12 protein-coding genes are annotated in these 12,237 nt (G+C 65.7%); 3 read left to right on the forward strand and 9 right to left on the reverse strand.

What is annotated here, in order from left to right:
- Nucleotides 1-247: 247 nt before the first annotated feature.
- Nucleotides 248-514, forward strand: a complete 267-nt coding sequence (locus tag CV770_RS09745; protein WP_091957198.1) for a hypothetical protein — start codon at nt 248-250, stop codon at nt 512-514.
- Between the two features lie 31 nt (nt 515-545).
- On the opposite strand, the gene CV770_RS09750 is transcribed toward CV770_RS09745, so the two are convergent.
- From CV770_RS09750 to CV770_RS09765, 4 genes are read right to left on the reverse strand one after another with little or no spacing between them, the layout of a single operon-like run.
- Nucleotides 546-1,766, reverse strand: coding sequence for an ABC transporter substrate-binding protein (locus CV770_RS09750; protein WP_104462166.1), 1,221 nt, complete (start codon nt 1,764-1,766; stop codon nt 546-548).
- A gap of 19 nt (nt 1,767-1,785) precedes the next feature.
- On the reverse strand, nt 1,786-2,772 hold the full coding sequence (locus CV770_RS09755; protein ID WP_104462167.1) for a Bug family tripartite tricarboxylate transporter substrate binding protein: 987 nt from the start codon (nt 2,770-2,772) through the stop codon (nt 1,786-1,788).
- Nucleotides 2,773-2,814: 42 nt separating this feature from the next.
- Nucleotides 2,815-4,011 (reverse strand): CaiB/BaiF CoA transferase family protein, encoded by a 1,197-nt coding sequence (locus tag CV770_RS09760; RefSeq protein ID WP_104462168.1) that lies wholly within the window; start codon nt 4,009-4,011, stop codon nt 2,815-2,817.
- A gap of 1 nt (nt 4,012) precedes the next feature.
- Entirely contained in the window at nt 4,013-4,897 is an 885-nt protein-coding gene (locus CV770_RS09765) for an IclR family transcriptional regulator (RefSeq protein WP_104462169.1), read from the reverse strand.
- A gap of 213 nt (nt 4,898-5,110) precedes the next feature.
- Here CV770_RS09765 and CV770_RS09770 point away from each other — a divergent pair, with 213 nt between their 5' ends.
- Complete coding sequence (locus tag CV770_RS09770) at nt 5,111-5,953, forward strand: hypothetical protein (protein ID WP_091957185.1); 843 nt, start codon at nt 5,111-5,113, stop codon at nt 5,951-5,953.
- A gap of 4 nt (nt 5,954-5,957) precedes the next feature.
- On the opposite strand, the gene CV770_RS09775 is transcribed toward CV770_RS09770, so the two are convergent.
- The gene (locus CV770_RS09775; RefSeq protein WP_028140919.1) at nt 5,958-6,620 is read right to left on the reverse strand and encodes a response regulator; all 663 of its coding nucleotides are present in this window, start codon (nt 6,618-6,620) and stop codon (nt 5,958-5,960) included.
- Entirely contained in the window at nt 6,617-7,999 is a 1,383-nt protein-coding gene (locus CV770_RS09780) for a sensor histidine kinase (protein WP_104462170.1), read from the reverse strand. Before CV770_RS09780 ends, CV770_RS09775 begins: the two co-directional genes overlap by 4 nt.
- Nucleotides 8,000-8,190: 191 nt before the next feature.
- Here CV770_RS09780 and CV770_RS09785 point away from each other — a divergent pair, with 191 nt between their 5' ends.
- Nucleotides 8,191-9,105 carry a DUF3280 domain-containing protein gene (locus CV770_RS09785; RefSeq protein ID WP_201759782.1) on the forward strand — a complete coding sequence of 305 codons (915 nt, stop codon included), beginning with the start codon at nt 8,191-8,193 and terminating at the stop codon, nt 9,103-9,105.
- Here CV770_RS09785 and CV770_RS09790 read toward each other — a convergent pair.
- The 3 genes from CV770_RS09790 to CV770_RS09800 are packed head-to-tail and all read right to left on the reverse strand — an operon-like array spanning nt 9,095 to nt 12,132.
- The gene (locus tag CV770_RS09790; RefSeq protein ID WP_104462236.1) at nt 9,095-10,126 is read right to left on the reverse strand and encodes an L-idonate 5-dehydrogenase; all 1,032 of its coding nucleotides are present in this window, start codon (nt 10,124-10,126) and stop codon (nt 9,095-9,097) included. The two genes, CV770_RS09785 and CV770_RS09790, sit on opposite strands and share 11 nt — an antisense overlap.
- Nucleotides 10,127-10,152: 26 nt before the next feature.
- Entirely contained in the window at nt 10,153-10,920 is a 768-nt protein-coding gene (locus CV770_RS09795) for a glucose 1-dehydrogenase (RefSeq protein ID WP_104462172.1), read from the reverse strand.
- Between the two features lie 12 nt (nt 10,921-10,932).
- A complete protein-coding gene (locus CV770_RS09800; RefSeq protein WP_104462173.1) occupies nt 10,933-12,132 on the reverse strand; it encodes a mandelate racemase/muconate lactonizing enzyme family protein in 1,200 nt (399 codons plus the stop codon).
- Nucleotides 12,133-12,237: the final 105 nt, after the last annotated feature.

Consider the following 12,237-nt stretch of genomic DNA (forward strand, 5'->3'; position numbering starts at 1 on the left):
GTCTTACGCATGTTGCGTCTCCTGTTGCACATGACGGACCAATCACGCGCGACAGCAACCGTTCCTGCGCACGACGTTCCGGGTGCATCGAACTGGAGGCCTACGACCCAGCGTCGGAACGTGTCTGCCAGCGCAAGTGCATTTCGTTCCAGAGACCGGACATCCATCGGGGACTCATGCAGCCCGTGATAAGGGGGAGGTAGGAAGGGACCACAGGAACGATCGCCCGCCTGCGGCTTTGCCGGTGATGACGCACATTATCTTCAGCGACTACCGCAACCCCGCCGCCGAGCAGGCCTATGAGATCGCCTGGAACTTTCTCACGCGGACGGGCGCCATCGGCGACGAGTTCGAGGCCTGCGTGTTCCTGGCACAGCGCATCACCATGATGGTCGAGGAGGGGCAGACGAACCGGATCCGGATGGCCAACCGCGCGATCTCCGAATATCAGCGCCATGTCGGCCAACGCGACGATGTCATCCGCAGCGGCAGCCGCCTTGCTGGAGGGCAATGAGCGCCGCAACGGCATTACGCTTCTCGCCGCCTCACTCCTTCGCTTCGTCCGTCACGATGTCGCCGAGCTTCTGCCAGCGCTGGCCGTCGAACTGCACCATCTGGAACTGCTTGTTGACGCGATAGTCGGTCGGCGTGGTCGTGACCGAGATCCCCGGCAGCGTCAGGTCGAGCTCGACGTTCTTGAGACTGGCGGCCTGCCGCATCACGTTGTCGCGAGTGAGGTCGTCGCCGCATTGCTTCAGCACCTGAACCAGCAGCTGGGCCGTGATGTACCCATAGACGTTCAGGTTCGAATCCTTGTCGCCGTCGGGATAGTATTTTGCCATGAAGGCGAGGTAGCGCTTCATGCCGGGATCGTCCTTCCATTCGGGATCGGCGGCATCCTTGACGTAACCGACGCTGACGACGCCCTTGGAATTATCCAGACCCGCCGGCTTCAGCACGGCGCTGAGCGAGGAGGCGTTGATGTCGATGATGTGCAGCGGCTTCCAACCGATCTCGGCGACCTTCTTGATCGCCTGCGCCGCCTGTTTCGGCGTCGTGGCGCTGAACAGCACGTCGGCGCCGGCATCCTTCAGCCGCAGGATCTGCGAGTCGATCGTCGGCTCGGTGATCTCGTAGGATGTCTCGGCCACGATCATCTTCGCCTGGTCGCCGAGGCCGGCTTTGAGGCCGGCGAGATAATCCTTGCCGAGGTCGTCGTTCTGGTAGAGCACGCCGATCTTCGCGTTCGGGTGGTTCTTCAGCAAATATTGCGCGTAGATGCGGCCTTCGACCAGGTAGGAGGGGTTGAATCCCATGGTCCAGGGAAAGTTCTTGGGATCGGTGAAGCGCGCAGCGCCGGTCGCGGCAAACAGCTGAGGGATTTTCTTGGCGTTGAGATATTTCTGCACGGCGACGTTCGGCGCGGTGCCGATGATCTGGAACGTCAGCAGCACCTCGTCGCTTTCGACCAGCCTGCGGGTCTGCTCCACGGTTTTCGGCGGCGAATAGGCATCGTCATACTGGATCAACTCGACCTTGCGGCCGTTCACGCCGCCCTGGTCGTTGATCATCCTCATATAGGCGGCCTGGGTCTTGCCGATCACGGCATAGGCCGAGGCCGGGCCGCTGAGCGGCACGGTCTGGCCGACCCTGATCGCCGTGTCGGACGCGCCGGAATCGTATTTCTTCTGCGCCTGCACTGCCGCGCTCGATAGCGCGAGAAGCAGTGCGGAGGCCGCGATGTGTTTGAGCAGTGTGCTTGTCATGTCCGGTCCTTCCCGATTGCTATTCGCCCTTGAGACCGGCGTCGCGGATCAGCTTGGTCCATTTCTGGGTCTCGGCGTCGATGAACTGGCCGAACTCGGCCGCAGTGCCGGCGCGCACTTCGAGGCCCTGAGCGGTCAGCTTGTCCTTGATCCCGGGTTCGGCGAGCGCGCGCAGAACTTCGGCCTGAAACATGTCGACGATCGCGCGCGGCGTCGTGGCGGGCGCCATGAAGCCGTACCAGCCTGCGGCTGCGACGTTGGGAAAGCCCTGCTCGCGCAGTGTCAGTGCCTGCGGGTAGAGCGCGCTGCGCTCGGGCGAGGCGACGCCGAGCACGATGAACTTGCCGCTCTGGATGTAGGGCAGGGCGGTCGGCAGCGCTGTCAGCGTAGCATCGACGCGGCCGGCGAGCAGCTCGGTGTAGGAGGCGGCATCGCCCCGGAACGGAATGTTCAGGCCCTTGACGCCGGCGTCGCGAAACAGGAGCTCTCCGGCGAGGTGCGGCTGCGAGCCGGCGCCGGGAGACGCGAAGGTCAGCCCATCCGGTTTCGACTTGCCGTAGGCGATCAGCTCGGGGAGCGTCTTAAACGGCGCGTCGGCGCTGATGATGAGGAAGAGCGGCGCGACCACGACCATCGCCACCGGCTGCAGATCCTTGCGGTCATAGGTTAGCTTGCCGAACAGCGCCTCGGCGGTCGCGTAGGGGGCCGCGACATAGAGAAGGGTGTAGCCGTCGCCCGGGGCATGGGCGACCATGTCATTGGCGATGCGGGTGCCGGCACCGGGCTTGTTCTCGACGATGAACTGCTGATGCAGGCTGCGGCCGAACTCTTCGGCCAGCAGGCGCAACGAGATGTCGTTGGAGCCACCGGGCCCGTAGGGCGAGATCAGCCGCACCATGCGCGAGGGCCATGCATCCTCGGCCTGTGCCGTCAGGCCCGAGCCGGCGGCGAGGCCGCCCGCGAGCGTGCCCAGCAGGGTTCGGCGTGTGACCTTGAATGATGTCACTGTTTTCTTCCTCCCTTTTTATTGTTGGTCTTCTTGTTAATTTCAGATCACCTTTCGCGCGGTGAGCCTTTCGATCTCCTGGTCCGAAAGGCCGAGCCAATTTCGAAACACCTCGTCATTGTCCTCGCCGACGTCGCCGGCGGCGTGACGCAATCGCGCGGGATCATTGGTGAAGCGCGGAACGACATTGGTCATGGCGACCGTGCCGAAATCCTTGTCGACAACGCGGGTGATCACCTCGCGCGCCTTCACTTGCGGGTCGTCGGCGATCTGGTCGATCGAATAGATCGGGGCGAGCGTTCCCTGTGCGGCATTGAATTTCGCGAGGACCTCGTCGAGGGGATGGGCGGCACACCAGCCGGCAAAGATGTCGTTGAGCTCGGCGGCGTGCCTGACGCGCCGGTCGTTGCTGGCGAAGCGCGGATCGTCGATGAGATCGGGGCGTTCGATCGCCCGGCAGTTCGCCGCAAACAGGGCGTTGGTCGAACCTGCCAGCGTCACCCAATGATCGTCGCTGGTACGAAACACGGCGGCCGGCGCCGAATAGCCGTTGGCATTGCCGATCCGGCTGCGAACGGTGCCGAGCTGATCGTGCTCGATGGCGAGGACGTCGAGCAGGCGGAAGGTTGCCTCAGTCAGCGAAAGATCGATTTCTTCGCCGGGCGCATCGCGGTCGCGCGCCCGTTTCCACAGCGCCGCGAGCACGCCGACGGCGCCGAACAGCCCGCCGATCGAATCCCCGATCGGGTATCCCGGATGGGTCGGTTCGCCGTCGCTCTCGCCCGTGATGTAGGTGAGCCCGCCCATGGCCTCGAAGATGCGGGCAAAGCCGGGTCGCTCGCGATAGGGTCCATCCTGCCCGAAGGCGGTGGCGCGCAGGATCACGAGGCGCGGCTGGATCGACCACAGCACCTCCTTAGGCAAGCCCCATCGATCGAGCGTACCCGGGCGAAAATTCTCGATCAGCACGTCGAAGCGCGGAAGCAGCTGCTTGAACAGCGCAAGTCCTTCCCCAGTGCGCAGATCGAGCGTGGCAAACTTCTTGTTGCGATTGGCGGCCTTCCACCACAGCGGCTTGCCGTCCTTGAACGGCGGAAACGACCTTACGCCGTCACCGTGTCCGGGCATCTCGATCTTGAGCACCTCGGCGCCGTAGTCGGCCAGCAGCGTGGCGGAGAACGGCGCTGCAATGATCGTCGCGATGTCGAGAACCTTCAGTCCCCCGAGCGGTCCAGCCATGTCATTTTCCGGCGCTTGTGATTTTCTTGGTCTTGCGCGGCGGCGCGAGCTCGGTCTGCCCGACGATGGCGCGGATGCTGTCGGCAAGCGCCGCGATGCGCGGGCCGATCTCGCCTTCCAGCTGGCCCGGCTGGAGCCGGAAGGCGGGGATGCCGCAATTGATCGAGAACGACTGCCTCGATTCGCTGGCGTGAAACAGCGGCGCGGCGACGGCATGGATGGAGGCCATGTACTCGCCCCAGCAGGTGCAGAAGCCCCGGCTTTTGCATTGCGCGATCCCGGCCCGGTATCTGTCGCGAAAGGCCGACCACAGCTCGGGGTCTTCAGCACCGATGTTCCGCTCGAGCCGGTCTGCATCGGCCGGCGGCAAGGTCGCCGCCGCGGCGCGTCCCATGGCGGTCATCACCACGGGAATCGGCATGCCGATGTCCGGCGCGTGCGGTCCGACATCGCCGGAGCGCGCGGTCTCGACATAGATCATCGACGTCGCATCGAGCAGGCCGATCGAGACCGTGCCGCGGACGCTGAGCGCCAGCTCCTGCATCATGGGCCGCGCCATCTGGCGGAATTGCATCCCGGCAAGCAGAGGATGCGCGATCCGCAGTGCCCGCGCAGCGACGCGGTACTTGGCGCGCTCGGCGTCGTAGCGGAGGTAGCCGAGCTCGGCGAGCGTGTGCGTCAACCGCGCCACCGTCGGCCGCGGGATGCCCGTCAGCGCCGACAGCTCCATGTTACCCAGCAGCGTGCTCCCGGCCTTGAACGCCTCGAGCACGACGAGTCCCTTTGCCAGTGTCGTCGCGAAGGCGGCGTCATCGACACTCTCGGCCAGCACTGCGGCGGCGGAGGAGAGCGGATGTCGCGGTTTGGATGAATCTCTCGGGGCCATCCCCGAATATCAGACGGTCAAATCGCTTCTGTCCAATAAATTCGACAAAATCGGCGAAATTGTCCGATATGTGGACACTGATATCGCGTCGACGTTTTCGTTGAAGGACGCGCCGGACCGGGCCGCACACACAGATTTTTGTCGTGATTGCATGTCGTGTTGTGACAGGATTATTACGACGACATGTCAGATCGATAATTTGCGGAGCGGTTCATGTTGCAGTGGCAGGCGCGGTCAAATCCCCTCGCGTGGTGGTGGGGATCCCTCACGCTCGTGAGCGGCGCCAATATCCTGGTGTGGTTCATGCTCTACCGCGAATTCTACCCGACGCCTGCGGGTAGCCTCAGTGGCGGCTCGGACATCGGGCTGATGTTGCTGCTGTGCGCCGGCTATGTGTTCGGCTGCGCGTTCCGCTCGTTCCTGCCGCGGGCCGACGTGCAGCGCATCTGCCTGTTCGACACCTGGCTATCGAGCGTCGTCGTTGGCCGAACGGTCGCGACCGTGGCCGAGCTCTGCTTCGTCGCGCAATGGGCCATCATCCTGCATCAGCTCGGCAAGATGACGGGCGCCGAGACCGCGGTGAACATCGCGCTCGTCATCGTGCCGATCATCATCATCGCGGAGTGCTTCTCCTGGTACGCTGTGGTGACGACCAACTTCCTCTACAACGCGATCGAGAACTCGTTGTGGGCGGTGACCTTCTTCCTCGCCGGCATCGCGCTGTGCCGCCTGATGCCGGAATTCCAGGGCGTGGTGCGCTGGGCGCTGATGTCAGGCATCGTCGGCATCGCCTGCTTCCTCGCCTTCCTCGTCACCGTCGACGTACCGATGTATCTCAGCCGCTGGCGGGCCGGGCACGCCGAGGGCGGCAGGTTCCTGGGCTTCCTCGAAGGCCTGCATGACGTCTCGACGCGCTGGGTGGTGACCCACGACATCGCGCATTGGAAGGGCGAGCTGACCTGGATGTTCCTGTATTTCAGCGCCGCGGTGTGGTCGAGCCTGGCACTCTGCGCGCTCTATGCGATGGAAGGCTATCTGGCGCGGTATCTGGCCTGAACGATCAGGCCTCGCCGAGATCGGGCTCGGTCAACAGTCCCTGGCGCAAGGCCAGGCGGACCAGTTCGATGTCGGAGCCGACGCCGAGCTTGTCCTTGATCAGGGAATGCAGGTTCGCCACCGTCTTCGGGCTGACATGCAGCGTTTCTGCGATCTCCTCCGTCGTCCGCTCCGCGAGCAGCAGCCGCATCACCTCGAACTCGCGCGCGGTGAGGACGTCGGCGGCCGAGCTTTCGCCGCCGAGCCGGCTCAGCGCCAGCTCGTGGTCGATGTCGGGGCTGATGGCGATCTTGCCGGCGAGCACGTCCATCACGGCCCGCACCAGCGTTTCCGGCGGGCTGGTCTTGGTGACGTAACCCCTGGCGCCGGCGCGGATCGCCTGCACGGCGAAGCCCGCATTCTGATGCATGGTGAAGATGAGGATCCTGGCGCCCTTGTCCCATTGCCTGATCCGCCTGACCGCTTCGATGCCGCCGATGCCGGGCATGCTCAGATCCATGATGACGAGGTCGGGCGCCTCGGATTTGTACAGCCGGTAGGCCTCCGCGCCGTCGGCCGCCTCGGCGATGACGCGAAGGCCCGGCTGCTTCTGGAGCACGGAGCGATAGCCCTCGCGGACGACGGAATGGTCGTCGACCAGCAGGATGGAGGCATCGGCCGCGCTCATGCCGCATGCTCCAGCGCCTGCCGCTCGGCGGCGGTGAGCGGAATGACGACGCGCAGGGCCGAGCCGCCGTTGGCACCGACTTCGAAGCTCATCCGGCCGCGCAAAGCCGCAACGCGCTCGCGCATGCCGAGCAGGCCCATGCCGGATTTGACCGACGCATCGCTCGGCCGGCCATCGTCGTCGATGGCAAGCGCGATCTCGTCTGCCGTCATCGTCAAATGCAGGTCCACCTTGGTGGCGCCGGCGTGCTTGGCGGCGTTGGTGAGCGCCTCCTGCACGATGCGGTAGAGGTTGGCGCTGATCGCGGCGGGCAGGGTCTCGAACGCGCCGTCGAAATGGATCGAAAAGCGCGTCTCGCCGCGGCTGCGTCCGTTCCAGCCCGCGACGAGGCCTTCCAGGCTCGCCACCAGCCCGAGCTCCTCGACGTCGGGCGGGCGCAGCCGGAACAGCGCACCGCGCAGCGTCTCCATCATGCTGGTCGCGGTCCGCGCGATACCGTCGCATTCGCCGAGCAAAGCGGGGCAGTCCTGCGCGGCGGTCTGGCGGGCGGAGGAGGCGAGCGCGCGGATGGCGGCTAGCGACTGGCCGAACTCGTCATGCAGCTCGCGCGCGAGATGGCGGCGCTCGTCGTCCTGGAGCGCGATCAGCTTGCGCGTCAGCTCGCTGCGCTCGGCGAGCGCATTGTCGAGGCTTTCGGCGAGATGATTGAAGCCGTCGCGGATCGCGGAGAGTTCGGCCAGATCGAACGGCGGCAGTCGCGCCGAGAGGTCGTTGGCGGCGATCCGCTCGAGGCCGGTGCGGATCAGGCGGGTCGGGCGCAGCGCGCGCGCCAGCGCGGCGTAGACCAGCAAGCACAGCAGCGGCAGCGCGATCGCAAGCGCAATCATCAGGCGGCCGGCCTCGTGCCAGGCCTCCGCCGTCTGCACGGCCGGATCGACCGAGACCACGGTCTCGCCGAGCTTGGCGCCGCGCACGATCACAGGCCGTGCCGCTTCGCGGCCGGGGTCGAACAGGCTGCGATAGAAGGCCGCGAAGATTTGCGGCGACGGGCTCGCCGGGGCAGGCGCGCCGCTGCAGAATCGCTGCAGCATCTCGCCGCTCGGGCCACGGAAAGCCAGACACAGGCCGGGCGTCATCACATAGGCCGCGACGGGATCGAGGTTCGGAAAGTCGCGCGGGCCGGCCACCCACTGGATCTTGCCCTGTTGCAGCTCGAGCGACTTCGCCACGATCGCGGCGATGCCGTCGATGCGCGCGTGCACCGCGCGGTCGGCCGCGATCAGGAAATAGGCGGAGATTGCGGCGAAGCAGGCGGCCGTTATGGCGGCCACGCGCAACGTCAGACGGACCTTGAGATCGAATCTCGGGCGGTTCCACATCGGGCAGCACCTAGTGCGAACGGGCTTGTCGGCTCCGCATTAAACGGCAGAACGCCAGCCGCGCAAAGCGCTGCGCGTTACCGCAGTGCAACGACGTGAAATTTTCCCGGCGCTCGCCGGGACGGGCCCCGTTGCAGGGCGTCGGGCTGCCCCCGAGATTTGCTGATCGCTCCATCTGCGAGGCCACGCTCATGTACCTCTCCCGGTTGATCCTCCCGGCTTTTCTCCTTGCTGTCCTCGTGGGTGTCCGGCCTGCCGGCGCGGGCACCGAGGCGGCCGCCGCAGCACCGGCCGGTGTGTCGATCGAGGATTTCCAGTACCTGGATACGTCCGGCGAGCCGGTAGATCAGACCGCCGCCCACGAGAAGCGGCTGAGCGGGTTCATGGCCGCGCTGCGGCGGGATGTCGGGGCGGACAAGCGCTATCAGCTCATGCCCGCCGGGCAAGCCGATGCAAAATTCAAGGTCGTCGGCGGCGTCCAGAAGACGAGCACGCTGGTGCAATGGGCGCGGGTCGCCGTGATCGATACCGCGGCCAAGAAGGTCCTGTTCGAGAAGCTCTACACGTTCCGCGGCGACAATGACGAGGCCTGGGACCGTGCCGAGGCGTTCCTCGCCCGCGAGGTCATAGCGGCGCTCGGTACGCCTGCGCCGGTCGCGCTCGCCGTGTTCGATTTCGAGCTCGAGGACGTGACGGCCGCACCAGGAAGCACCTTGGCCGGTTCAGACGTATCGTACCTCGCCGAGACCACCGGCGGCGTGCGTGACGTGCTCGGCCAGTCCGGCCGCTACCGCATCGTCGACGTCGGCAGCGCGAGCGGCGAGGCGGCGAAGGCGCGCGCGTTACGCGACTGCGGTGGCTGCGAGGTCGCGATTGCGAAGGAGCTCGGCGCGGATCAATCGCTGATCGGCGTGGTGCGGCGGGTCAGCCGCACCGAATACACGCTCGGCTTCCAGCTGCGTGATGCCCGCACCGGCGCGGTGCTGGCGCGCGGCGACAGCGGCCTGCGCCTCGGCGCAGACTATTCGTGGAAACGGGGCGCCGTGCGGCTGATCAGCGACCGGCTGATCGAGAGCCAGCAGGCCGAGGGCGCCGCTAAAAGGTAAGCTGCACCTTCATCGACTGCGAGCGGTCGCTGGCCAGCTCGAAGGCGGCGACCGCGTTCTCGAACGGCATGGTGGCCGTGATCAGCGGCTTCACGTCGATCAGGCCTTCGCCCATCAGGCGCACAGCGAGCTCGAATTCGGGATCGAAGCGGAAGGTGCCGCGGAGCTGCAATTCCTTGGCGACGATGGAATTGATCGGCAGCGTCATCTCGCCGCCGAGGCCGAGTTGCACCAGCGTCGCGCCGGGCCTCAGCACGTCGAGCGCGGTGCGCAGCGCCGCCTGATTGCCGGAGGCTTCGAACAGCGTGTCGAACACGCCCTTGCCGGCGCGCCAGGGATCGAGCGCGCTGGCATTGGCTGCGACATTGATGGCGTGCGTCGCGCCGAGTTTTCTCGCGACTGCGAGCGGCGCCTCGGCCACGTCGGTCACCACGATCTCCGCCGCGCCGCCGAAGCGCGACACCAGGATCATCAGCGCCCCGATTGGGCCGCAGCCCGTGATCAGCACGCGCTTGCCGAGCAGGGGGCCGGCCTGCTTGCCGGCATGCAGGCACACCGCCAGCGGTTCGGCGACCGCGGCTTCCGCCAGCGACAGCTTGTCCGCGATCGGCACCGCCTGCGTGGCATCGACCGTGATGAACTCGCGAAAGCCGCCCTGAACATGAGGAAAGCGCATCGCGCTGCCGAGGAAACGCATGTCGAGGCACTGGTTGCGCATGCCCTCCTGGCAATGCGGGCACTGGCCGCACGGCTTGCTCGGATTGACCGCAACGCGCGTGCCTGCTTTCACGCTGGTGACGCCGTCGCCAACGGCGGCGACCACGCCGGCGATCTCATGCCCCAGTGCCATCGGCTGCTGGATGCGGACGACGCCGAAACCGCCGTGATGGTAGTAGTGCAAATCAGAGCCGCAGATGCCGCCATTGGCGATCTTGACGCGAACCTCGCCCGGGCCGGGCGCCGGATCCGGGTAGGTGTCGATCCGCAGATCTTTCGGGGCGTGGATGACGACGGCGCGCATGGCTTGCTCCTTCGTTGTCTTCGCGATCACATCGCGGCGATCATGCCGCCATCGACATAGATGATCTGGCCGTTGACATAGGTCGAGGCGTCGGACGCGAGGAAGATCGCCGCGCCCACCAGCTCGTCCGGCTTGCCCCAGCGCTTGGAGGGGATGCGGCTCATCAGCCAGTTGTTGAAATCGGTGTTGTTGACCAGCGCCTCGTTCATGTCGGTCAGCATGTAGCCGGGTCCGATCGCGTTGGCCTGGATGCCGTGCTGGGCCCATTCCACCGCCATCGAGCGGGTAAGGTTCTTGATGCCACCCTTGGCCGCGGTGTAGGGCGCGATGGTGGGGCGGGCGAGCTCGCTGCCGAGCGAGCCGATATTGATGATCTTGCCGTGCTTGCGCGGGATCATGCGCTTGGCCGCCTCGCGGCCGATCACGAAGGCGCTGGTCAGGTTGGTCTCGATCACCTTGCGCCATTCGTCGGTGGTGAACTCCACCAGCGGCTTGCGGTGCTGGATGCCGGCATTGTTGACGACGATGTCGACGGCGATGTTCTTCTTGTCGAAGTCGTTGAACGCCGCGACGATCGCTGGCTCGTCGGTGACGTTGAAGGCCGCGCCTTCGGCCTGATGCCCGGCGGCGCGAAACTCGGCGACGGCCTGCTCGACTCGCTTGGGATCGACGCCGTTGACGATGATCTTCGCGCCGGCCTTGGCCATGCCCTCGGCGATGGCGCGGCCGAGGCCGCGGGAGGAGCCGGTCACGAGCGCGGTGCGGCCGGAGAGATCGAAGAGGGAGGTGCTCATCTCAAGAATTCCTCAGACGTTGGAGCGGCGCACGGTGAGATCGGTGCGCTCGAAGACGGCGGGCAGGAGGTCGACGCCGAGACCGGGGCCTTCCATCGGATAGACAAAACCGTCCTTGATCACGGGCATCGTGGTGACGAGCTCATTGTACCAGCCTTTGTAGAAGGCGCGCACCGATTCCTGGATCAGCGTGTTGGGCTGGCTGAACGACATGTGGATGGCGGCGATGAAGCCGATCGGGCCGATGCAATCGTGCGGCGCGAAGGGCCGGTGATAGGTCTCGGCCATCGCCGCGATCTTGCGGCCCTCGGTGAGGCCGCCGGTCCAGCATAGATCCGCCATCACCACATGCATGGCGTCGCGGTCGAGCATGTCCTTGTAGGGGAAGCGCGAGCCCAGCGTCTCGCTGGCGCAGACCCAGACGTCGGTTGAGCGCGCGTATTCGGCCAGCGCCTGCGGCGAGTTCATCCGGATCGGGTCCTCGTACCAGGTCGGCTTGTACGGCTCGAGCGCGCGCGCGATCTGCTTGGCGGTCGGCAGGTTCCACAGCGAGTGGAGCTCGACCATGATCTCCATCTTGTCGCCGACGGCCTTGCGGATCTTCTCGAACGGCTCGATCGCCTGCTTCATCTGCGCGGCGGTGATGTAGAGGCCCTTGTTCTCCTGCGCCGCCGGATCGAACGGCCAGATCTTCATCGCGGAGATGCCGCTTTCAAGCAGGCTTTCGGCCAGCGCATCGGCGCGGTTCATGAAGCCGTCGAGATCTTCATAGGGGCTCTTGGAGGCGCCGAGATTCCAGTTGGAGACCGGGCTGATATTGGTCGAGCGGACATATTGCGTGCCGGCGCAGGTGTTGTAGATGCGCTGCTTGTCGCGGCAGAGGCCGCCGAGCATCTGGTGCACCGGCTGATTGCAGACTTTGCCGAACAGGTCCCACAGCGCGATGTCGATCGCGGATGCCGCGCGATACTCGACGCCGGTGGAGGACTGCGCCATCGGCAGGTTCAGCATGTCGCGGTGGATCGCCTCGATGTGCAGAGGATTGCGGCCGAGCAGGCGGCCGGCAAAAGTGTCGTGGATCTGCGCCTCGACCGCGCCCGCGCCGTAGAAGGTCTCGCCGAGCCCGATCACGCCGGTGTCGGTGTGGATTCGCACCCAGATGACGTTGGAGAATTCCTCGGTGCGCAGGGTCTCGATCGAAGTGATCTTCACTGCAACAGTCCTCCCATGATAAGGCGCCTCGCGCCCGTCTTGTTCTTCGTGTCTATGCCGGTCAAAAGCGGCGATCTCGGCAGGCAGTCATACGCCCGCTTGTAA

Source organism: Bradyrhizobium sp. AC87j1 (assembly GCF_002936975.1).
In the GTDB taxonomy this organism is placed as follows: Bacteria; Pseudomonadota; Alphaproteobacteria; order Rhizobiales; family Xanthobacteraceae; genus Bradyrhizobium; species Bradyrhizobium shewense.